This window comes from Clostridium hominis (assembly GCF_014287825.1).
Taxonomy (GTDB): Bacteria; Bacillota; Clostridia; order Clostridiales; family Clostridiaceae; genus Clostridium; species Clostridium hominis.
The window spans coordinates 1-22663 of the sequence record NZ_JACOOO010000013.1 but is presented as its reverse complement, the minus strand read 5'-3'; the positions used below and the strand labels follow the sequence as shown (position 1 = coordinate 22663).

The window sequence follows — 22663 nt, the reverse complement described above, 5'->3', positions numbered from 1 at the left end:
CTCCTAAAATTATCTTAATAATTATATTATACCTACTTTGTCGTTATAATAAATATATTACTTTAATATCTAGCTAATTTCAAAATCTTGTAATATATCCTTGCATTTTTCCCTATTTATTTTATCATATTTATAAGACTAATTTTAGTAAGGAGTAAGCACTATGAATGTATATTTAGATAATGCAAGTACATCATTTCCAAAACCCAAAACAGTTTCTGATTCAATTTATAATTATTTAACTAACATAGGTGGAAATCCTGGACGTGCTAACCACTCTAATGCATTAGAATCAAATAGATATTTATTTTTAGCTAGAGAAACAATAGCTAATTTTTTTAATTTCCATAAGATTGAGAATGTAATTTTCACTAACAATATAACATCATCACTTAATACATTAATTAATGGAATATTGAAACCAGGAGATCATGTAATAACTTCCTCCATGGAGCATAATTCTGTTATAAGACCTTTATATAACTTAAAGGAAACCATAGGTATTGACTTAGAAATAGTTTCTGCAAAATCAAACGGAATAATTGATGTAGATTTAATTGCTAAAGCAATAAGAAATAATACAAAGTTAATAATACTAACTCATGCTTCTAATATTACTGGCTCTATTCAACCTATACAAAAGATAGGAGAGTTATGCAAAAAACATAATATATTTTTTATATTAGATTCTGCTCAAAGTGCAGGAGTAATAGAAGTAGATTTTAAAAATTTTAATCTTAATGCTTTAGCCTTTACTGGCCATAAAAGTTTACTTGGCCCTCAAGGTATTGGTGGATTTATTATAGATGATAAACTTAATGAAATTTGTAATCCATATATCTTAGGTGGTACAGGTAGCCTTTCTCATTCATTAGTTCAACCTGACTTCCTACCTGATAAGTTTGAATCTGGTACATTAAATATTCCAGGTATAATAGGCTTATATGAAGGTATAAAATTTATTGAAAAAGAAGGTCTTAATACTATTTATGAACATAACGCATACTTAAGATCTTATTTAATTAATGAAATTTCTAATATGAATAACTTTACTATATATGGAGACTTAAATCCTGCTAACGGAACATCTTGCGTATCTATTACAAATTCAAACTTAGATGTTAGCGAACTTTCATTTATACTAGATTCTGACTACGGAATTAGTAATAGAAGTGGACTTCACTGTGCTCCATTAGCACATAAAACTATCGGAACATATCCTAATGGAACTGTAAGACTAAGCCTTGGATATTTTAATACTTTAGAAGAAATAAAATATACCGTTGATTCTTTAAATAAAATAAACAAACTTTATAAATAAAGTGCGAGCTAAGGCCCGCAGGTGAAAGGTTAACTTCGTCAAAGGGAAAATGCTACTATCGTAGCAGGTAAAGATTAACTAAAGTTAAAGAGAAAAGTACTAAAGTAGATATATTGTACTATTGCCAAAGGCAATACTTTCCCCGTCATGTCAGTGACATTTTCCCTTCAGCTTCAGCTGACCTTTCCCCTTTGCACAAGCGAACCTTTCACCAAAGTGATTGAACTTTAAATCAATTCCTTCTTCCTTTCTCTCTACTCTTCACAAAAAGCTAGCTTACCTTTGAATATTTTCTATAAAATGTGTCAAAACTCCTTAATAAGGAAACTCCTTCTCCTATTGTGGAATGAGTAAATTCGAATAGTAACATATTAAATTTTGATTCTCACTTAAGGAGAGTGTTTTATGGAAAAGTATTTTTGTGAAGATTCAATGTCCCCAACTACAGTAAATAAGTTTAGAGATTACTTATATTCAAAACTGAAGACTCCTCTATCAGATAAACGTCCAATTATTTTTTTATGTATTGGAACCGATAGATCTACTGGTGATTCTCTTGGTCCATTAATTGGTTACAAGTTAAAACTTGAACATAAAAATAATATATATGTATACGGTTCTTTAGAAACTCCAGTTCATTCAAAGAATTTAGTTACAGTCTTAGAGAAAATAGAAAAATATTTTATCAATCCCTATATAATAGCTATAGATTCATCTTTAGGCAATATACAAAATGTTGGTAAAATATTTATTGAAGAAAAACCTATTACTCCTGGATTAGCACTTAATAAAGACTTGCCAGCTGTTGGAGACCTTAGTATTACAGGAGTTGTTAATATATCAGGAAACTTAGAATTTATAGTTCTTCAAAACACTCGATTATTTACTGTTATGTCATTAGCAGACTGTATTACAGATGGTATAAAAAAATGTTTAGATAAGATATCAATAGATTTCTCTTCTAATGATAGATTCTCATCTAATAATTTAAATAAAAAGCAAATAAAAAAAGGATAGTAAATTAAATTTTACTATCCTTTTATACTTCTACTTATTTATTGCTTCATTTAATACATGTAATTCTTCTTCTGATAAGTCATATCTAGAAATACCCTTATCTATAGGTTTTGCATATGTAGTACTATCATGTCTAGAATATATACCAGTTATAATAACTCCATCATTATAAGAATCTAATATAGCTATAGAGAAGCTTAAATCACTTCCTACATCTGCAAAAGCCTTATATCTCATTATAGCAACTTTATTTACACATAATTTTAAGTCTTCAGCTATCTTTCCACAACTTGCAAGAGCTTCTTTAGAATTGTTAAGAGCAACATCAATATTATCTAAATTAGAATTTATAACTTCTTCTAAGTTTTTATTATTCATTCCTCTCATCATTTTTCTATATTTCTTCTCTACCTTATTAACTGAAACTAATAATATTATTGTAGTTATCAATAATAGTAATGTAATAATAGCTAACCCAATTACTATAATTCCTGAGTACTCGTTAATTATATTTAGTATATTACTCACCTTAATCCGTCCCTCCAATGTTTCATGTGAAACATTATAATTTAATTATTTCTAAAATTCTTTGTAAATCTTCTTCGGAATAATATTCTATTTCTATTTTTCCTTTATTGTTTTTATTGGTTAAATTAACCTTTGTTCCAAAATAATGTTGTAATCTTTCTTTTATATCTTTATAGTACGGATTTGTTAATTCATCTTCTGTCTTCTTTTTTGAAGAATTATCATCATCCTTCTTTATACGTTTTATAAGATTTTCTAACTCTCTTACAGATAATTTATCATCAATAACTTTTTGTGCTAATTCGTACTGTAATTTTTTATCTGAAATACCTAGTAAAGCTCTACCATGACCTTCTGATATTACACCTTCAATTAAATACTGTTGAACATCCTCACCTAAGTTTAATAATCTAATTGTATTAGTTATAGCAACACGTGATTTTCCTATTCTCTTACTTAATTCTTCCTGTGTTAAATCAAAATCTGCAATTAACTTTTTATATGCCATCGCTTCTTCAATTGAATTTAAATCTTGTCTTTGTATGTTTTCTATTAAAGATATTTCTAATACTTGTTTATCTGTTAAGTCCATTATTATAGAAGGTACTTTCTTAAGCCCAGCCATCTTAGCTGCTCTCCATCTACGTTCTCCTGCTACAATAACATAGTTTTCTTCTTCTTTTCTTAGAATAATTGGTTGAACAATTCCATGATGCTTTATTGACTCAGATAACTCTATAATTTTTTCATCATCAAAACTTTTTCTTGGTTGATCTGAATTACTCTTTATAAGATTTATATCAATTAAATTTTTATCTGAAGTTTCTTTCTCATTTTTACTAATTGAAGGACCTAAATTTGTATCTTCTGGAATAAGAGCATTTAACCCCTTACCTAATCCAAATTTTTTGCTCATGATATTTCACCTTCCTATTGTCTGCTTAAAAATTCTTTTGTTAAAGCTTTATATGCGTCTGCACCCTTACATTTTTCATCATATAACATTACCGGAAGTCCAAAGCTTGGAGCCTCAGCTAATCTAATATTTCTTGAAATAGTTGTTTTAAATACCTTTTCATTAAAGAATTTTTTAACTTCATCATAGACTTCATTACTTAAATTCGTTCTATAATCATACATAGTCATTACTACCCCTTCAATATCTAATGACTTATTTAATGACTTTTTCACAAGTTGTATTGTATTTATTAATTGTCCAACACCTTCTAATGCATAGAATTCACATTGGATTGGAATAAGTACAGAATCAACTGCAGTAAGTGCATTAATAGTTAATACTCCTAATGATGGAGGACAGTCTATAAATATGAAATCGAAGTCATCTTGTACTTTAGTTATTTCATTTAAAAGTATAGTTTCTCTATCACTTCTATTTATAACCTCAACTTCAGCACCTGCTAATTCCATTGTTGCTGGAGCGATATATAAATTCTGTATTAATTCACTTTTAAGTATTACATCATTTAAAGATACATTAGCAGTTAATACATCGTACATTGAAAACTCTAAATTTCTCTTATCTAATCCTAATCCACTAGTAGTATTTCCTTGAGGATCTATATCTATTGTTAAAACTTTGTACCCTTCCATTGCTAAATAAGCACATAAATTTATATTAGTAGTTGTCTTACCAACTCCACCTTTTTGGTTAAATATACATATTTTCTTCATAAGTTTTGTCCACCTAAGGACTCCACCCCCTCCCTTTCTTTCTATTATATCTGCTTTTTTTCTATAATTAAAGGGAGTCATAATAAAAATTTATGTTAAATAAAAAAAATGTTTCACATGAAACATTTTTCTTATGCTAAATGAAATTTTTCTTCATCATATCCTACAAATGTAACTAAAAATATAACCTTAATAACTTCCATTAATTTCTTCATAAAAGTCAACTCCTCTTATCAAAGTATGACTTAATTATAAACTAGTAAAAATTTATCTCATATCTATGTTCATTACATTTATCTTTCAATTATGTAATAAAAAATAAAATTCATATCTGTGCAAAAACAATAAAAGCAGTACAATTTTTGTACTGCTTTTAAAATCTATTTATTTTTAGGAATAGATACTGTAATCTCTATACTATCCTCTAATTCTTTTAACTTATAATCAGCTGGTATATCAAACTTATTAAATACTTGTTTTATAGTATTTACATATAGTTTTCCAGGCATAACTCCTCTTCTTTTGCTTTTTCTTTCTTCTGCTGCTTTTTCTAGTAATTCGGAGTTAATTAGCTCTTCAGTCTTCTTAACATTAAGACCATTTTTTATTACTTTATCTAAAACTTTTAATTGCAATTCTTCACTTGGTAATGCTAGTAATGCTCTAGCATGTCTTTCAGTTAAATTATTCTCTAAACATATTAATCTAACTTTTTGACTTAATTTTAATAATCTTAACTTATTAGCTATTGTAGATTGGTTTTTTCCCATTCTCTTTGCTAGTTCTTCTTGAGTAAATTTATGATCATTAATTAGATTATAATAAGCTTCAGCAACCTCCATAAAGTTTAAATCTTCTCTTTGTAAGTTTTCTAATAAAGCAATTTCAGCTGATTCAGTATCAGTAATTTCTATTATGTTGCATGGAACATGACTTAACTCTGCTATTCTTGCAGCTCTCCATCTTCTTTCACCAGCAACTAGTTCGAATTTTTCTCCTCTTTTTCTAACTGTTATTGGCTGAATAATTCCATGTTCCTTTATAGATGCAGATAATTCTTGTAAAGCATCTTCATTGAAATATCTTCTTGGCTGATATGTATTTGGAAATATCTCATCTACATTTATATTTATTATCTGTTTACTCATTTTTGCGACCATCCCTTATATTTAGTTACTCAACATTTTATCCCATATTTTAACATTTCTGTATTTATTAATCAATTCCTTCTAATATATGAGATTTTCGTAATACAAATTAAACTATATTAATCTATATTTCTACATAAATATACAATTTACTCTCTACAAAGTTTAATTATGCCATAAATTCCAATAAAAATATATACTTTTCTGCTATTTTATAGGTTTTTTATTAATAGTTCCAGCTTTTCTAGGGTATGTTTTAGGACACTTATTTATCTTAAAAACTTCAACTATATTATGATTTAAATCAGTACCTTCAACTTCAACCTCTATAATATTTTTTAGCTCTCCACCTAAAACTTTAATAGCATTAGCTCCACCTTCTAGCTCTTCTTCTATAGATGGCCCTTTTAAAGCAACAAAGTAACCATTTTTCTTAACAAAAGGCATACAAAACTCAGATAATACAGCCATATTAGCTACAGCTCTAGATGTGGCAACATCGAATTGTTCTCTTAACCCAGGGTTTCTAGCTCCATCTTCAGCTCTTGAATGAATTGTAGTTACATTCTTTAATTCTAATTCTCTTACTACTGTATTTAAAAAGTTAATTCTCTTATTAAGTGAATCTAATAATGTTACCTTAGTATCTGGACTTAATATTGCTATTGGAAGCCCAGGGAACCCAGCCCCTGTTCCAACATCAATTAAAGTCTTTGCTTCCTTTATGGCATTAGATTTAAATGCTTTTATACAATCTATAAAATGCTTCTTAACAAATTCATTATCTTCAGTTATTGCTGTTAGGTTTATTTTCTCATTCCATTCCTGTACAAGTCTCATATACTTAATAAACTTTTCATATTGTTCTTCTGTTAATTCTATTCCTACATCTTTTGCAGCTGTCGACATTAAATCAAAAAATTCCATTTTAGCCCTCCTGTTTCTCTCTTCTAGCTTGATTCTCTAAATATATTAACAATACTGATATATCCGCTGGAGAAACACCTGAAATTCTTGATGCTTGCCCTATGCTAATTGGTCTTATAGCACTTAACTTCTGAATTGCTTCTATTCTTAATCCTTTTACATCTGTATAATCAATATCCTCAGGTAATATCTTCTTTTCAAATTTTCTAAATTGATTTACTTGCTCTAGTTGACTTGTTATATATCCTTCATATTTTGCAATAATATTTACTTGCTCCCCAATATCATCAGTATATTCTGGTCTTTCTGGATCTAAAGGTGCTAAAACAAAGTAGTCTACTTCAGGTCTCTTTATAAGTTCATACATACTTATTGGCTTTTTAAGCTCTGCAGTATTAAGTGATACTAAGAATTCATTGTTTTCTCTCTTATTAGTTATTTGAAGATTTTTTAATCTTTCAACTTCACTTTCAATTTTAGCTTTTCTATCTAAAAATCTATTATATCTTTCATCAGAAACTAATCCAACTTTTCTTCCAATCTCAGTTAATCTAAAATCTGCATTATCCTGTCTTAAAAGTAGTCTATATTCCGCTCTAGAAGTCATCATTCTATAAGGCTCATTTGTACCCTTTGTAACTAAATCGTCTATTAGAACTCCTGCATACGCATCTGAACGTGTTAGTATCATTGGCTCTTTACCTTGAACTTTTAATGCTGCATTTATACCAGCAACTAATCCTTGTGCTGCAGCTTCTTCATAACCTGAACTTCCATTTAACTGCCCTGCTGAATAAAGCCCTTCAATTTCTTTAAACTCTAATGTTGGCTTAAGCTCAGTTGAATCTATTGAATCATATTCAATTGCATAAGCAGTTCTTAAAAACTCAACATTTTCTAATCCAGCTAATGTTCTATACATTTTAATTTGAACATCTTCTGGTAAAGATGATGACATTCCTCCAACATACATCTCAAGAGTATCTTCACCTTCTGGCTCAATGAATATTTGATGTCTGTTCTTGTCTGGGAACTTCATAACCTTATCTTCTATAGATGGACAATATCTAGGCCCTACCCCCTCGATACTACCATTATACATAGGAGATCTATCTATATTTTCTTTTATTATGTTGTGAGTTTCTTCGTTAGTATAAGTTAGCCAACAAGACATTTGCTCTTTTTCTATTTTGTCATTCATAAATGAGAATGGTACTATCTTCTCATCTCCTGGTTGTTCTATCATTTTTGAAAAATCTACAGATCTTCTATTAATTCTAGCAGGAGTTCCAGTTTTAAATCTTCTTGTCTTTATACCTATTCTATTTAATGCAGCTGTTAATTCATTAGCTGCTGCTAATCCATTTGGCCCACTATTATAAGAAACGTCTCCAATAATAATTCTTGCTCTTAAATATGTACCTGTTGTAAGTATAAGAGCCTTACATTTATAAAAAGCTCCATTCTTAGTTAATACTCCAACTACTTTCCCATCTTCAACTTCTATGTCTAGAACCTCTAATTGTCTTAATTCAAGGTTCTCTTGATTTTCTAAAGTTCTTTTCATTCTATCCTGATATTTTTTTCTATCAGCTTGAGCTCTAAGTGAATGAACTGCTGGTCCCTTTGATGTGTTTAACATTCTTGATTGAATAAAAGTCTCATCTATGTTAACACCCATTTCTCCACCTAAAGCGTCAACTTCTCTTACAAGGTGCCCTTTTGCAGTTCCACCTATATTAGGATTACAAGGCATTAAGCCAACTGCATCTAAATTTAAAGTACATACTAATGTCTTTAAACCCATTCTTGCTGAAGCAAGACCTGCTTCACAACCTGCATGCCCTGCACCAACTACTATTACGTCATATTCTCCTGCACTATATCTCATCTTTACTTCCCTACTTTCCTACGCAGAAATCACTAAATATCTTATTTACTAAATCTTCTTCTAATTCACTACCTGTAATTTCACCTAAAGCTCTTAATGATGCTGTAACATAAATAGATATTAAATCTAAGTACTCATTATTTTTAACTCTAACTAAAGCATTTTCAGCATTCTCTAAAGCTCTATATAAAGCCTGCTTATGACGTGAATTAGAAATTATTAAACTTTCTGTATCTATTTTTCCATTGAAGAATAAATCCTTTATAGTCTGCTTTAATTCATCTAATCCAATTTCTTCTTTTGCAGAGATTTTAATTACATTTTCAAAGCTACCTAAAATATCCTCTTCAATTTTCCACTCTAAATCTATTTTATTTAATATTAATATGCATTTTTTATCTTTTACTGATTCAATTATGTCTTTATCTTCTTGATCTAGCTCTCTTGAAGTATCTAACACCAATAATACTAAATCTGCTTCTTCAAGCTTCTCCTTAGATCTCTCTACACCGATTTTTTCAACAACATCTTCAGTTTCCCTTATTCCAGCTGTATCAATTACCTTAACAGGAATACCATCTAAATTAATATATTCCTCAATTACATCTCTAGTTGTACCAGCTATATCAGTTACTATAGCTCTCTTCTCTCTTAAAAGGGCATTTAATAATGATGATTTACCAACGTTAGGTTTACCTACTATAGCAAGGCTTAAACCTTCTCTTATAAGCTTTCCTTCATCAGCACCTCTTAGTAGTACATTCATTTCACCTATGCTCTTCTCTAAGCTTTCTGCTACTTTAATAGGTATACTTGGATCAACATCTTCATCATCTTCAGTAAAATCAACAGCAAATTCAACTAAAGCTAATATATTTAACATATATTCTCTTTGCTTATTAATTTGAGTTGATAGATGACCTGTACTTTGCATTAAAGCTGATTTCATTGCAAGATCTGTTTTAGCTTTTATAATATCCATAACAGCCTCAGCTTGAGATAAATCTATTCTACCATTTAAAAATGCTCTCTTTGTGAATTCTCCAGGTTCTGCTAATCTTGCTCCAGCCTTTATAACAGATTCTAATACCTTATTAGTTGAAACAACTCCTCCGTGACAGTTTATTTCTACTGTATCCTCAGCTGTAAAACTCTTAGGCCCCTTCATAAAGCTAATAATAACTTCATCAATTAATTCTTCATTATCTATATCATAAATGTGTCCATATTTCATAGTGTAAGATTTCATACTTTTAATATCTTGACCGCTATGAGCTTTAAAAATCTTTGAAACAATGTCTAAAGCTTTATCACCAGATACTCTTATTATTGCAATTCCGCCTTCACCTAATGCCGTTGCAATGGCACAAATTGTATCAAAATCCTTCATTTAATATCCTCCGCTTTATATAGTGACAAGTTAAAAATTAATAATGTCAAGTTATTGATAAAACTGCTCCGCAATTCCTAAAAATATATTTATTCTATAAAGTTAGCAAAATCTGACTTTAATCATTAAGTTGTCACTTGTCATTTCTTATAATTATTATACCCTAATTTCAATAATATTCATTTTACAAGACTATTTTATATAAGTCAAAACTTCTAACAGTTAATACTTAATAATTAAGAGCTAATAATTATTGGTAAAATTTCCGTGAAATAATAAAAAACTACATAGCAGTTTTTACTTTAACTTTTCACTGTTCACTTTTAACCATTAACTTAAAAAAAGTGTTGCAAAATATGATTTTGCAACACTTTTTTTCTATCTTTTAAGACTAACAACTATTCTTCTAAAAGGTTCTTCTCCCTCGCTATATGTGTTTATATCATTATAGCTTTGTAAGGCTGAGTGAATAATTCTTCTTTCATAAGGATTCATTGGTTCTAGCTTATAAGGTCTACCAGTCTTTTTAACTTTATATGCTGTTTTTTGTGCTACTCTTTTTAAAGTTTCTTCTCTTTTACTTCTATAATTTTCAGTATCAAGCACAACTTTCTTATAAGGAACATCGTGACTTTTATTCACTACTAGAGAAACTAGATATTGTAAAGAATCTAAAGTTTCTCCTCTATACCCTATTACTAATCCCATCTTAGATCCAGATAAATTAATGAAGATAGTATCTTTTTCTTCCTTAACTTCAATATCTGCTGAAACTCCCATGGAACTTAAAACATTTGTTAAGAAGTTTTTCCCTTCTAAGGCCGGATCTCTTTTAACTGTAACTCTAATTTTAGCAGGCTTAGTTCCTATTAAATTAAATAGTCCCTTGCTACCTTCTTCAAGTACCTCGAACTCAACCTTATCTTCTGTTAGATTTAATTCCTTTAAAGCATTTTTTAAAGCCTCATCAACAGTTTTACCTGTCATTTCTATAATTTTCATACCCTATTCACCCGCCTAATAAGATTAAACTATTTTTTCTTTTTCTTTGTTGTTATTGTAGTTTTATTTGGTTTTGATGCCAAAGCAGCTGCTTCTTTAGCTTTTTGCTTCTTCATAGCTGGTAAGTAATTTAAGAAATAAGTTTGAATTAATTGAATTACTCCACCTGCTATCCAATAGAAAACTAATATTGGTTGGAAGTTAATTGACATGAATCCCATCATACCAGACATCATTATGTTCATTGTGCTCATATTCATTCCGCCTTCTTCAGGAGATGGCATTGATTTACTTAAAAGTAAAGATGGAATATATGTGCTTAATGCTGCTAATATAGCTAATATTATACCAGTCATATTAAATCCACTTGGTGCGAATACGTTATTTATCCATAAGAAAGATAAATCTGCACCTGGTGTTGGTGTAATACTATAGAATACACGATATAAAGCAAATAATATTGGTAGTGGTAATAATGTTGGTAAACAACCACCAAACATACTTACATTATTTTCTTTCATTAATTTTGAAGTTTCTAATTGTAACTTTTGTGGATCATTTTTATACTTAGCTTGAAGCTTTTTCATTTCTGGTTGAATCTCTTGCATTCTTGCATTCGATTTTGTTGACTTAATATTTAACGGTAAAATTAATAATCTAATTATTACTGTAAAAATTAAAATTGCTAAAATATAAGAAAGACCTTCTCTTTCTGCTGGTACACCTAAACCTACTATAAATTGATGTAGTCCATTAAATAGTTTTACCATTGCGTTAACTATCGCATCCCACATTTTCTAATAACCTCCTCATTTAACTGGATCATATCCCCCATGTTTGTTAAAAGGATTACAACGTAAAATCCTCTTTATACTTAAATACACTCCCTTACCTACCCCGTACTTTTTTATAGCTTCCTCAGCATATTGTGAACAAGTCGGTACAAAAATACAACAAGCCGGCCTAGTTGGAGAATAATATTTTCTATATAAATAAATTAACTTTAAAATTAATTTTTTCATTTTAACGTAGTCCTGCCTTATTAAATAAGCTTATCATAGCATTTTCAACATCTTTATATTTTTTATCTTTAATAGATGTCCTAGCAACAAATACAAAATCAAACCCTTGTTTTAAATCATCACAATTTAATCTATAGCTTTCGTATATTAATCTTTTGCTTCTGCTTCTAACAACACTATTTCCAACTTTTTTACTAACAGAAATTCCTACCTTATTATATAAGGCTCCATCTTTAGACGAATTCTTTCTATTATTAAAAACATATAGAACTAGAAGATTGTTAGCGTAAGATTTACCTCTTCTGTAGACAAGTCTAAATTCTGCATTCTTTCTAATTTTATATATCATCGGTATAACAAAACTCCTTATTTTCCGCTATTTGCAGAAAAAAGGCCACTAAATGCGGCCCTTATGCTGTTAATTTTTTTCTTCCTTTTTGTCTTCTTCTCTTAAGAACTGTTCTACCAGAAGCAGTGCTCATTCTCTTTCTGAATCCATGTTCTTTTTTTCTTTGTCTCTTTTTTGGTTGGTAAGTCATGAACATTCAAATACACCCCCTTTGAGTGAAATTTTATATAGTAAAAACTTTTTACCACTTTTAAAATTTGAGATTTACTTAATATATTATATAGATTTACCTTTTTACTGTCAATATGAATTAAATTCTAATTAAAGAGTAAAAACTGTTAATAAAATTATTCACAGTTTATTTTTTGTGGATAACTTATTGATAATTTACATTTACATATGATATTATAGAATTAAGTGTGAATAAGTTTGTGAATAACACGACTTATCCACAGCTGTGGATTAATTTGTGTATAACTTGTTCATTTTTTCTGAATAATCGCACATTACGTATATATTATTATCATATTTATCCCATTTATTCATTGTTAATATTGTTTATATTTACATATAACATACTTGTGGATAATTTTTTTGTGTTATACTTATATACATAATTATCTACATGTTAATATTTTTTATCAAGTTATTAACATAATGACTTTAGTGTTAATAACTATGTTACTATATTGTTAATAACTTTTTTAAAATTTATTTTTGGAGGAAAGAAAATGGAGACTGAGTTAAAAGGATTATGGGAAAAAACCTTAAATATAATAAAAAGTGAAATGTCTGAGGTTAGCTTTAATACTTGGATAAAAAGTTGCGAGCCTATATCTATATCTTCAAACACTATAAAAATCAGTGTTCCTAATTCCTTCACTCAGGATATATTAGAGAAAAGATATAAAGATTTAGTTATAAATTCAATTGAAGCTGCTTGCTCAAAACTATATAAAATTGAATTTTTAATTGCTTCTGAACTTCAGGATGTAGAAGAAACTCCTGAAAAGAAAAAAGCTTCAAATAATAGAGACACTATGTCTGTTACAGTGAATGATGAAATGTCTAGTACTTTAAACCCAAAATATACTTTTGATTCTTTTGTCATTGGTAATAGTAATAGATTTGCTCATGCTGCATCATTAGCTGTTGCTGAATCTCCAGCTAAAGCATACAACCCTTTATTTATTTATGGAGGAGTTGGGCTTGGAAAAACTCACTTGATGCACGCAATAGGACACTATATACTTCAAAATAACTCAAATGCAAAAGTTGTTTACGTATCATCTGAAAAATTTACGAACGAACTTATCAATGCAATTAAAGATGATAAAAATGAGGAATTCAGAAACAAATATAGAAATGTAGATGTACTTTTAATAGATGATATTCAATTCATTGCAGGTAAAGAAAGAACTCAAGAGGAATTCTTCCATACATTTAACACATTGCATGAAGCAAATAAACAAATAATTCTATCATCTGATAGACCACCAAAAGAGATTCCTACATTAGAAGATAGATTAAGATCTAGATTCGAATGGGGGCTAATAGCAGATATCCAAGCGCCAGATTTTGAAACACGTATGGCTATCTTAAAGAAAAAAGCAGATGTAGAAAAATTAGATGTTCCTAATGAAGTAATGGTGTATATAGCTACTAAAATAAAATCTAATATTAGAGAATTAGAAGGAGCACTAATAAGAATAGTTGCTTACTCTTCATTAACTAATAGAGATATTACTGTAGATCTAGCAAGTGAAGCTTTAAAAGATATTATATCTAATAAGCAAAATAAGAATATAACAATCGACATAATACAAGATGTAGTTGCTGCTTATTTTAATCTTAGAGTAGAGGATTTAAAATCTCAAAGAAGAACTAGAAATGTTGCATACCCAAGACAAATTGCAATGTATTTAAGTAGAAAATTAACTGACATGTCTTTACCTAAAATAGGTGAAGAATTCGGAGGACGTGACCATACTACAGTTATTCATGCATATGAAAAAATCTCCGAAAGCTTGAATAATGATGAAAGCCTACAACACACTATAAATGATATAACAAAGAAGCTAACACAAAAATAATTAACAACTGTACATAACAACTAGTGAATAGGCTGTGGATAAAATCCCAATGCACTTTTGGATGTTAACAATGTGGATAACGTAGTAAAATAATTAATTACTTATCCACAGTATTTTTTTTCTTAAAATTATTGAAAAATGTAGGGTTGAGGTACTTATCCACATATCAACAGCCCCTACTACTATTATTATTATATAAATTTTATATTTATCTATATATTTATCTATAAATGCTTGTGAATAACTAAGGAGGTATATATATGAACATCATCTGTTCTAAACAAAAATTACAGGAAGGTATTTCTATAGTAACTAAAGCTATAACAGGTAAAACTACTATGCCTGTATTAGAAGGTATTTACATTGAAGCTACTAAAGCTGGTTTAACACTTATTGGATCTGATATGGATGTAAGTATAGAAACTAAAGTTGAAGCCGATGTATTACAAGAAGGAAAGATAGTAATAGATGCTAAGATTTTTTCTGAAATTATTAGAAAACTACCTAATTCAGATGTAAAAATTGAAGTAGTTGAAAATGATAGAATACAAATAGCATGTGAAAAGTCTTTATTTAATGTTGTATTTATGAATCAAGCTGATTATCCAGCATTACCAACAATAAACGAAGAGATAACAGTTGAAGTTCCTCAAAATATATTAAAAAATATGATAAAAGGAACATCATTTGCTATTGCTCAAGATGAAGCAAGACCAATATTACAAGGTATACTTTTCGAAGTTAAAGACAAACATCTTAATTTAGTTGCCTTAGATGGTTATAGATTAGCAGTAAGAACTGAGTTATTAGATATTGATGATAATATCGAAGTAGTTATTCCTGGTAAAACATTTAATGAAGTTGCTAAAATACTTGAAGATAATGAAGATATAGTACAAATAACATTTACTAATAATCATATATTATTTAATTTAAACAATACTAAGATAATTTCAAGATTATTAGATGGTAAATTTGTTAATTATGCATCTTTATTACCACCAGAATATAAATTACTTGTAAATATTAATAAACAAGAATTCCAAAATGGATTAGAAAGAGCATCTTTAATGGCTAAGGATGGAAATAGTAATTTAATAAAATTAGACATACAAGATGAAAGTGTTATTATCAGCTCTAATTCTCAATTGGGAAAAGTTAGGGAGGAAGTTGCAATAAATCTGCAAGGTGAAGGTATAGAAATTGCATTTAACTCAAGATATATTTTAGATGTATTAAAGAGTATGGAAGATGAAAATGTAATTTTAGAAATGTCATCTGCAGTTAGCCCATGTGTTATTAGAGGAAATGAAACTAATAATGCTAAATATTTAGTCTTACCAGTTAGACTAGTTAGATAGGAGGAACCTGTATAAAAAATGCATATTAATACAGGGAAATGGAAATGGTAGAAGTCAAAATTAGTACAGAATTTATAAAATTAGATTCATTCTTAAAATTTTGTGGAGCTGCATCACTAGGATCAGAAGCTAAAATGTATATTTTAGATGAAATGGTTTCTGTTAATGGAGAAGTATGTACACAAAGAGGAAAAAAATTATATGTAGGTGACGTAGTAGAGTTTAATGGAGAAGCCTATAAAGTGGTCTAATTATCAATAAATTCCTATTTTATCACTTTTATAGCTCTAATATGTTATAATTATGGGTGTTTAAAAATGTTTATAAAAAAATTACAAATGCTTAATTATAGAAATTATGAAGCTTTAAATATAGATTTAGGACCTAATGTCAATGTTTTTATGGGAGATAATGCCCAAGGGAAAACTAATATCCTTGAGGGTATTTATTATTGCGCCTTTGCAAAGTCTCATAGAACATCTAGAGATAAGGAATTAATCAATTGGAAGTCAGAAAACGCATTTTTAAGCGTAACTGTAGGAAAAGAGAGATTAGATAAGCGAATTGATATAAGCATCCTTAAAGACGGAAAAAAGGCTATAAGGATAAATAAGATCAAAATAAGCAAAATAGGAGAACTATTTGGAAGCTTTAATGTTGTTATGTTTTCACCAGAAGACTTAAAAATAATTAAAGATTCTCCTGGAGTTAGAAGAAAATTTATAGATATGGAGTTATGTCAGCTAGATTCTAAGTATTATTATAACCTAGTTCAATATAACAAAGTTCTTAATGAAAGAAACACTGTATTAAAAAATAGATCTATAAATAAAGATATTTTAGATATATATGATATGCAATTGGTTGAATTTGGATATAATATAGTTATACAAAGAATTAATTATATAAACAAATTGAACCAATATTCAAAACAGATACATAATGATATAACATCTGGGAAAGAAAATATAGAATTTAAGTATGTAAGTACTATTAGAAATTTAGAAGATATCAAAGAGAGTTTTTATTCTCAGCTTGAGAGAAATAGAAAAAAAGATATAGATAAAGGACTTACATCAGTTGGACCACATAGAGATGATTTTATGGTTTTCATAAATGATATTGATACTAAAAGCTATGGTTCACAAGGACAGCAAAGAACTGCTGTATTAACTATAAAATTTTCATCTTTAAAAATAATTAAAGAATTAACAGGTGAATATCCGGTTTTATTACTTGATGATGTACTATCTGAGCTAGATTTTAGTAGAAAGAGATATATATTAAGTACCATTGGGGAAATTCAAACCATAATTACTTGCACGGGGATAGAAGACTTGTATGAATACTTAGATGATAAATCTAAAGTTTTTAAAGTAAAGGATGGTGCAATCCTAAACTAGGAGGAGGAACTATTATGTTTTTACATTTAGGAGAAAACGTAGTTGTACCAATAAAAGATGTGATTGGTATTTTTGATATCGAGACATCTATGTATAGTTCAGATACAATATCTTTTTTAAGAATGGCTGAAGAAGATGGATTTGTTGAAAGAATCACGAAAGATGCACCAAAATCTTTTGTGATCGCAGAAGTTAATAAAATGAGTAAGGTGTATTTATCACCTATATCATCTTCTACTTTAACAAAGAGAACAAATATTGATTATAATACTTAGGTCCAATATTTAGCCTTCGCACGTAATAAAAAATAGTATTTTAGGAGGAGTTTATGTTGGAAGAAAATAAACAAAGTTATGATGAAAGTCAGATACAGGTCTTAGAAGGTTTAGAAGCTGTTAGAAAAAGACCTGGGATGTACATTGGAAGTACTAGTTCTAGAGGTCTTCATCACTTAGTATATGAAATAGTAGATAACAGTATTGATGAAGCCTTAGCAGGTTTTTGTAAGAACATAGAGGTAACTATAAACGAAGATAATTCAATAACTGTAGTAGATGACGGTAGAGGTATGCCAGTTGGAATACATCCAAAGATGGGTAAATCTACAGTAGAAGTTATAATGACAGTACTACATGCAGGTGGTAAATTTGGAGGTGGAGGATACAAGGTATCTGGTGGTCTTCACGGTGTTGGTGCTTCTGTAGTTAATGCTTTATCAGAGTATTGTGAGGTTACTGTTACTAGAGAAGGTAAGGTGTGGCAACAAAAATATTCTAGAGGAAATATTTTATGTGATTTAACGGAGATCGGTGAAGCGGATGAATCATTGCATGGAACAAAGGTTATTTTTAAACCAGATCGAGAAATCTTCGAAGAAACAGAATATGATTTTGATATATTAGCACATAGATTAAGAGAATTAGCATTTTTAAATAAAGGGATAGCTATAAGTTTAATAGATAAAAGAGAAAATGGGCAAGAGGAATTCTATCACTATGAAGGTGGTATTAAAGAATTTGTTTCTTACTTAAACAGAAATAAAGAAGTATTACATCCAGAACCTATTTATGTTGAAGGCGAAAAAGATGGTATTATTGCAGAAATTTCACTTCAATACAATGATGGATATAATGAAAACTTATATTCTTTTGCCAATAATATAGATACAATTGAAGGTGGAACTCACTTAGCAGGATTTAAGACAGCGTTAACTAGAGCTATAAATGATTATGCTAAGAAGTTTGGACATATAAAAGAAAATGATAAAAATCTTTCTGGAGATGATGCTAGAGAAGGTCTTACTGCAGTTGTTTCTGTAAAGATATCTGAACCACAATTTGAAGGGCAAACAAAAACTAAACTTGGAAATTCTGAAGTAAGAGGAATTGTTGATTCAATAGTTGGAGAGGGTGTAAGTACATTCTTAGAAGAAAATCCAGGAGTAGGTAAGATTATAATAGATAAAGCTTTAATGGCTGCAAGAGCAAGAGATGCAGCAAGAAAGGCTAGAGAGCTTACGAGAAAGTCAGTACTTGAAAGATCAACACTTCCTGGTAAACTTGCAGACTGTTCATCTAAGGATCCTGCAGAGTGTGAAATCTATATAGTCGAAGGGGATTCAGCGGGAGGATCTGCAAAACAAGGTAGAAACAGAAGATTCCAAGCGATATTACCTTTAAGAGGTAAAATACTAAACGTTGAAAAACAAAGATTAGATAGAATACTTAATGCTGATTCAATAAGATCTATGGTTACAGCATTTGGTGCAGGTATAGGGAAAGACTTTGATGAAGAAAAGTTAAGATATAATAGAATAATAATCATGACCGATGCCGATGTCGATGGTGCTCATATAAGAACGTTATTATTAACATTCTTCTTTAGATATATGAGACCATTAATAGATGGCGGGCATGTATATATAGCACAACCTCCACTTTATAAGGTTAGTAAGGGTAAAAAGGAATTTTACGCTTATTCAGACCAAGAGCTTGAAAGTATATTAGCTGATGTTGGTGGTAAAGATAACTCAACCAATATACAAAGATATAAAGGTCTTGGAGAAATGAATGCAAACCAATTATGGGAAACAACTATGGATCCAGAACACAGAATACTTTTAAAAGCTACTGTAGAAGATGCAATCGCAGCAGATGAGATATTTACAATCTTAATGGGTGATAAAGTTGAGCCAAGAAGAGAGTTTATACAAAAAAATGCTAAGAAAGTAAGCAATTTAGATGTTTAGTACTACATTTAGTACTATGATGAGGTGAGTACATGAACTTAAACGAGGGAAAATTTATACATGTAGATATAAATAAAGAAATGAAAAAGTGCTACATCGATTATGCTATGAGCGTAATCGTTGGTCGTGCACTTCCAGATGTAAGAGATGGTCTTAAGCCAGTTCATAGAAGAATCCTATATTCAATGCAAGAATTAGGATTAGAACCACAAAAGGGATACAGAAAATGTGCCAGAATTGTTGGTGAAGTTCTAGGAAAGTACCATCCACATGGAGATACATCAGTATACGATGCATTAGTAAGAATGGCTCAAGATTTCTCAATGAGATATATGCTAGTAGATGGACACGGTAACTTTGGTTCTGTAGATGGAGATAGTGCGGCGGCGATGAGATATACAGAAGCAAAGATGAATAAGATAGCAGTGGAAATGCTTAGAGATATAAATAAGAACACTGTAGATTTTATGCCAAACTTTGATGGTGAAGAACAAGAGCCAGTAGTATTACCTTCAAGATACCCAAACCTTTTAGTTAATGGGTCATCAGGTATAGCTGTTGGTATGGCAACTAACATTCCTCCTCATAACTTAGGAGAAATTATTGATGGAACTATAATGCTAATAGATAATCCAGAAACTACTGGATTAGAACTTATGACATGTATCAAAGGACCTGATTTCCCAACTGGTGGAATAATCATGGGTAAATCAGGAATAAGAGCCGCTTATGAAACAGGTAAAGGTAAGGTAATTGTAAGATCTAAAACTGATATTGAAGAAGAGAATGGAAGACATAGAATAATAGTTACAGAACTTCCATACCAAGTTAACAAAGCTAGATTAATAGAAAGTATTGCTGATTTAGTTAAAGATAAAAAGATTGTTGGAATATCTGACTTAAGAGATGAATCTGATAGAGAAGGTATGAGAATAGTTATAGAACTAAAGAAAGATGCAAATCCCAATGTAGTTCTAAACCTATTATTCAAGCATACTAAGATGCAAGATACTTTTGGAGTAATAATGTTAGCATTAGTTAATAATGAACCACAAGTATTAAACCTACATCAAATATTAAGTCATTATATAAACTTCCAAAAAGAAGTTGTAACAAGAAGAACTATATTTGAACTTAATAAAGCAGAAGCTAGAGCACATATCCTTGAAGGTTTAAGAATAGCATTAGATAACATTGACGAAGTTATAAGCATAATAAGAGGATCTAAAACTGGTGAAATAGCTAAGAATACTTTAATCGAAAGATTTGGATTATCAGAAAAGCAAGCTTTAGCAATCTTAGAAATGAGATTAAGAAGATTAACTGGCTTAGAAAGAGATAAAATCGAAGAAGAGTATGCTGAATTAATGGAGCTTATAGATTACTTAAATTCAATCCTTGCTAGTGAAGAAAAATTACTAAGCGTAATTAAAGATGAATTATTAGAAATCAAAGCTAGATATAGTGATGAAAGAAGAACTCAAATAGAAAAAGTAGTTAATGACATTGATATTGAGGACTTAATTCAAGAAGAAGAAACAGTTATTACTCTAACTCACACTGGATATATTAAGAGAATATCTGCTGATACTTATTCAGCTCAAAGAAGAGGGGGAAGAGGAATACAAGCAATGTCTACTAAAGAAGATGACTTTGTAGAACATGTACTTGTTACATCAACTCACTCAGATGTACTATTCTTTACTAATAGAGGTAGAGTATATAAGAAGAGAGCATATGAGATACCTGATGCAGGAAGAACTGCTAAGGGTACCAACATAATAAATCTTATACAAATTGAGCAAGATGAAAGAATCGAAACTGTATTAACTGTTAGAGATAATATAGTTGAAGGATATCTATTCATGGCTACTAAGAAAGGTCTTGTTAAGAAGACTCCATTATCTGAATTTAAGAATTTAAGAAAAAGTGGACTTATAGCTATTAACTTAAGAGAAGGTGATGAACTTCTTAAGGTTAAGGTAACAAGAGGAGATGCAGATATAATAATAGTTTCTCAAGATGGTAATGCAATTAAGTTTAATGAAACAGATGTAAGACCAATGGGAAGAACTGCATCAGGTGTTAAGTCTATGAACTTAAGAGATGAAGATGTGGCAGTTTGTATGGATATAGCTTCTGATGAAGAAGAATTATTAGTAATAAGTGAAAATGGATATGGTAAGAGAACTCCATTAACTGAGTATAAGAGACAAAATAGAGGTGGAGTTGGACTTATAACATATAAGATAAGCGAAAAGACTGGTAAAGTTATCGGAGCAACAGTATGTAAAGCAGAAGATGAATTAATGCTTATAAATACAAGTGGTGTTGCTATAAGAATTAATGTATCAGATATATCAGTAACAAGCAGAGCTACAATGGGAGTAAGATTAATGAGAACTGGTGATGAAGAGACAATAGTTGCTATTGCAAAAATCTCTAGCACTGGGGAAGAAGAAAAAGATGAACAACTTACAATAGATGCTATTGCTGGAAGTGAAGTTGCTGTAGAGGTAAAAGATAATAGTTTAGATAAATTATTAGAAGAAGCTGAAAAAGAAGAATAGATTATAAATAGAAGTGGAATCCTATGAAATACGGGATTCCATTTTTGTTTTTTAATAAGATAATCATATAAATACGTTGAAGTAATAAAGCAATAAAGGATCTCAATATTATATATATCTTAGGAGATACAGTGCATTTAGCAAGAAATTAGAATAATAAGGGTATACTAACTAATACTCTTATCCAGGTGTATCAATAATAGATATAGTTAGAAATATAAAGTAAAACTAAGTAATTTAAATATAATTTCATTAAATGAAGCTAAATAACTTAAATAAGTAATATATGAGATGGTAAGATAAATCTCGTCGCTGATGACGAACAAACAAAAACACAAAAACAAAGTGTTGACAGTTGTTCATATGGGTGATAAGATAAATGTCGTTGCTAACGAAATTGTGTGAAAAAAACTTTGAAAAAAGTTGTTGACATAAGGTTGAGTTAGTGATAAGATAAGGAAGTCGCTTGATGCGGCAAACAAATATGGTCTTTGAAAATTGAACAGAATATAGTTAAAATAAATCCAGCAATTCTTTTGAGAGTTTTTAAAATATTTAAAGACTCAAAGTAATTTGAGCAACAGATTAAACTTTTTATTGAGAGTTTGATCCTGGCTCAGGACGAACGCTGGCGGCATGCCTAACACATGCAAGTCGAGCGAGTTGATCTCTTCGGAGTGAAGCTAGCGGCGGACGGGTGA

The 22663-nt window shown here is 29.7% G+C and carries 21 protein-coding genes and 1 rRNA gene; 10 read left to right on the top strand and 12 right to left on the bottom strand.

The annotated features are described in order from the left end of the window. The first annotated feature begins 163 nt into the window (after window positions 1-163). Together H8S20_RS06890 and yyaC are read left to right on the top strand one after the other, a co-directional pair. Complete coding sequence (locus H8S20_RS06890) at window positions 164-1321, top strand: aminotransferase class V-fold PLP-dependent enzyme (protein WP_186859641.1); 1158 nt, start codon at window positions 164-166, stop codon at window positions 1319-1321. Window positions 1322-1726: 405 nt separating this feature from the next. Further along, window positions 1727-2338 carry a spore protease YyaC gene (gene yyaC / locus H8S20_RS06885; RefSeq protein WP_186859640.1) on the top strand — a complete coding sequence of 204 codons (612 nt, stop codon included), beginning with the start codon at window positions 1727-1729 and terminating at the stop codon, window positions 2336-2338. Between the two features lie 30 nt (window positions 2339-2368). Here yyaC and H8S20_RS06880 read toward each other — a convergent pair whose 3' ends face one another. The 12 genes from H8S20_RS06880 to rpmH form a co-directional block, all read right to left on the bottom strand. Next, a complete protein-coding gene (locus H8S20_RS06880; protein WP_032116803.1) occupies window positions 2369-2866 on the bottom strand; it encodes a DUF4446 family protein in 498 nt (165 codons plus the stop codon). Between the two features lie 34 nt (window positions 2867-2900). Further along, on the bottom strand, window positions 2901-3782 hold the full coding sequence (locus H8S20_RS06875) for a ParB/RepB/Spo0J family partition protein (RefSeq protein WP_032116804.1): 882 nt from the start codon (window positions 3780-3782) through the stop codon (window positions 2901-2903). A gap of 14 nt (window positions 3783-3796) precedes the next feature. Next, window positions 3797-4558: a ParA family protein gene (locus H8S20_RS06870; RefSeq protein ID WP_186859639.1), complete on the bottom strand. Its 762-nt coding sequence runs from the start codon at window positions 4556-4558 to the stop codon at window positions 3797-3799. A gap of 380 nt (window positions 4559-4938) precedes the next feature. Further along, window positions 4939-5706: a nucleoid occlusion protein gene (gene noc / locus H8S20_RS06865; protein WP_032116806.1), complete on the bottom strand. Its 768-nt coding sequence runs from the start codon at window positions 5704-5706 to the stop codon at window positions 4939-4941. A gap of 207 nt (window positions 5707-5913) precedes the next feature. Further along, complete coding sequence (gene rsmG, locus H8S20_RS06860; RefSeq protein ID WP_186859638.1) at window positions 5914-6633, bottom strand: 16S rRNA (guanine(527)-N(7))-methyltransferase RsmG; 720 nt, start codon at window positions 6631-6633, stop codon at window positions 5914-5916. Between the two features lies 1 nt (window position 6634). Next, complete coding sequence (mnmG, locus tag H8S20_RS06855; RefSeq protein WP_186859637.1) at window positions 6635-8524, bottom strand: tRNA uridine-5-carboxymethylaminomethyl(34) synthesis enzyme MnmG; 1890 nt, start codon at window positions 8522-8524, stop codon at window positions 6635-6637. Between the two features lie 10 nt (window positions 8525-8534). Further along, window positions 8535-9914 (bottom strand): tRNA uridine-5-carboxymethylaminomethyl(34) synthesis GTPase MnmE, encoded by a 1380-nt coding sequence (gene mnmE / locus H8S20_RS06850; RefSeq protein WP_032116809.1) that lies wholly within the window; start codon window positions 9912-9914, stop codon window positions 8535-8537. A gap of 378 nt (window positions 9915-10292) precedes the next feature. After that, window positions 10293-10916, bottom strand: coding sequence for an RNA-binding cell elongation regulator Jag/EloR (gene jag / locus H8S20_RS06845; protein WP_032116810.1), 624 nt, complete (start codon window positions 10914-10916; stop codon window positions 10293-10295). A gap of 29 nt (window positions 10917-10945) precedes the next feature. Then, window positions 10946-11710 (bottom strand): membrane protein insertase YidC, encoded by a 765-nt coding sequence (gene yidC, locus H8S20_RS06840; RefSeq protein ID WP_032116811.1) that lies wholly within the window; start codon window positions 11708-11710, stop codon window positions 10946-10948. Window positions 11711-11725: 15 nt separating this feature from the next. Next, window positions 11726-11938, bottom strand: a complete 213-nt coding sequence (yidD, locus tag H8S20_RS06835; RefSeq protein ID WP_032116812.1) for a membrane protein insertion efficiency factor YidD — start codon at window positions 11936-11938, stop codon at window positions 11726-11728. 1 nt (window position 11939) lies between these two features. Next, window positions 11940-12287 carry a ribonuclease P protein component gene (gene rnpA / locus H8S20_RS06830; protein ID WP_032116813.1) on the bottom strand — a complete coding sequence of 116 codons (348 nt, stop codon included), beginning with the start codon at window positions 12285-12287 and terminating at the stop codon, window positions 11940-11942. A gap of 61 nt (window positions 12288-12348) precedes the next feature. Continuing rightward, window positions 12349-12483: a 50S ribosomal protein L34 gene (rpmH, locus tag H8S20_RS06825; protein WP_032116814.1), complete on the bottom strand. Its 135-nt coding sequence runs from the start codon at window positions 12481-12483 to the stop codon at window positions 12349-12351. Window positions 12484-13018: 535 nt separating this feature from the next. On the opposite strand from rpmH, the gene dnaA reads away from it, so the two are divergent. From dnaA to H8S20_RS06785, 8 genes are all read left to right on the top strand, one after another. Next, window positions 13019-14380, top strand: coding sequence for a chromosomal replication initiator protein DnaA (gene dnaA / locus H8S20_RS06820; protein WP_032116815.1), 1362 nt, complete (start codon window positions 13019-13021; stop codon window positions 14378-14380). 260 nt (window positions 14381-14640) lie between these two features. Continuing rightward, window positions 14641-15741, top strand: a complete 1101-nt coding sequence (gene dnaN / locus H8S20_RS06815; protein WP_032116816.1) for a DNA polymerase III subunit beta — start codon at window positions 14641-14643, stop codon at window positions 15739-15741. A gap of 44 nt (window positions 15742-15785) precedes the next feature. Next, window positions 15786-15992 (top strand): S4 domain-containing protein YaaA, encoded by a 207-nt coding sequence (yaaA, locus tag H8S20_RS06810; protein ID WP_032116828.1) that lies wholly within the window; start codon window positions 15786-15788, stop codon window positions 15990-15992. Between the two features lie 66 nt (window positions 15993-16058). Further along, window positions 16059-17144 (top strand): DNA replication/repair protein RecF, encoded by a 1086-nt coding sequence (gene recF, locus H8S20_RS06805; protein WP_032116817.1) that lies wholly within the window; start codon window positions 16059-16061, stop codon window positions 17142-17144. Between the two features lie 14 nt (window positions 17145-17158). Beyond that, the gene (gene remB / locus H8S20_RS06800; RefSeq protein WP_032116818.1) at window positions 17159-17419 is read left to right on the top strand and encodes an extracellular matrix regulator RemB; all 261 of its coding nucleotides are present in this window, start codon (window positions 17159-17161) and stop codon (window positions 17417-17419) included. 53 nt (window positions 17420-17472) lie between these two features. Beyond that, window positions 17473-19392 (top strand): DNA topoisomerase (ATP-hydrolyzing) subunit B, encoded by a 1920-nt coding sequence (gene gyrB / locus H8S20_RS06795; RefSeq protein ID WP_279288166.1) that lies wholly within the window; start codon window positions 17473-17475, stop codon window positions 19390-19392. Window positions 19393-19424: 32 nt separating this feature from the next. After that, a complete protein-coding gene (gene gyrA / locus H8S20_RS06790; RefSeq protein WP_032116819.1) occupies window positions 19425-21962 on the top strand; it encodes a DNA gyrase subunit A in 2538 nt (845 codons plus the stop codon). A gap of 593 nt (window positions 21963-22555) precedes the next feature. Continuing rightward, window positions 22556-22663 (top strand): 16S ribosomal RNA (locus H8S20_RS06785); the annotation flags it as partial.

Excerpts from the sequence above, each read along its gene's own strand:
- yaaA (WP_032116828.1), top strand. The coding sequence starts at position 15,786 with ATGGTAGAAGTCAAAATTAGTACAGAATTTATAAAATTAGATTCATTC.
- remB (WP_032116818.1), top strand. The coding sequence starts at position 17,159 with ATGTTTTTACATTTAGGAGAAAACGTAGTTGTACCAATAAAAGATGTG.
- yyaC (WP_186859640.1), top strand. The coding sequence starts at position 1,727 with ATGGAAAAGTATTTTTGTGAAGATTCAATGTCCCCAACTACAGTAAAT.
- recF (WP_032116817.1), top strand. The coding sequence starts at position 16,059 with ATGTTTATAAAAAAATTACAAATGCTTAATTATAGAAATTATGAAGCT.
- gyrB (WP_279288166.1), top strand. The coding sequence starts at position 17,473 with ATGTTGGAAGAAAATAAACAAAGTTATGATGAAAGTCAGATACAGGTC.
- H8S20_RS06875 (WP_032116804.1), bottom strand. The coding sequence starts at position 3,782 with ATGAGCAAAAAATTTGGATTAGGTAAGGGGTTAAATGCTCTTATTCCA.
- dnaA (WP_032116815.1), top strand. The coding sequence starts at position 13,019 with ATGGAGACTGAGTTAAAAGGATTATGGGAAAAAACCTTAAATATAATA.
- gyrA (WP_032116819.1), top strand. The coding sequence starts at position 19,425 with ATGAACTTAAACGAGGGAAAATTTATACATGTAGATATAAATAAAGAA.
- rsmG (WP_186859638.1), bottom strand. The coding sequence starts at position 6,633 with ATGGAATTTTTTGATTTAATGTCGACAGCTGCAAAAGATGTAGGAATA.
- mnmG (WP_186859637.1), bottom strand. The coding sequence starts at position 8,524 with ATGAGATATAGTGCAGGAGAATATGACGTAATAGTAGTTGGTGCAGGG.
- yidC (WP_032116811.1), bottom strand. The coding sequence starts at position 11,710 with ATGTGGGATGCGATAGTTAACGCAATGGTAAAACTATTTAATGGACTA.
- dnaN (WP_032116816.1), top strand. The coding sequence starts at position 14,641 with ATGAACATCATCTGTTCTAAACAAAAATTACAGGAAGGTATTTCTATA.
- rpmH (WP_032116814.1), bottom strand. The coding sequence starts at position 12,483 with ATGTTCATGACTTACCAACCAAAAAAGAGACAAAGAAAAAAAGAACAT.
- mnmE (WP_032116809.1), bottom strand. The coding sequence starts at position 9,914 with ATGAAGGATTTTGATACAATTTGTGCCATTGCAACGGCATTAGGTGAA.
- H8S20_RS06870 (WP_186859639.1), bottom strand. The coding sequence starts at position 4,558 with ATGAAGAAAATATGTATATTTAACCAAAAAGGTGGAGTTGGTAAGACA.
- noc (WP_032116806.1), bottom strand. The coding sequence starts at position 5,706 with ATGAGTAAACAGATAATAAATATAAATGTAGATGAGATATTTCCAAAT.
- yidD (WP_032116812.1), bottom strand. The coding sequence starts at position 11,938 with ATGAAAAAATTAATTTTAAAGTTAATTTATTTATATAGAAAATATTAT.
- rnpA (WP_032116813.1), bottom strand. The coding sequence starts at position 12,287 with ATGATATATAAAATTAGAAAGAATGCAGAATTTAGACTTGTCTACAGA.
- jag (WP_032116810.1), bottom strand. The coding sequence starts at position 10,916 with ATGAAAATTATAGAAATGACAGGTAAAACTGTTGATGAGGCTTTAAAA.
- H8S20_RS06890 (WP_186859641.1), top strand. The coding sequence starts at position 164 with ATGAATGTATATTTAGATAATGCAAGTACATCATTTCCAAAACCCAAA.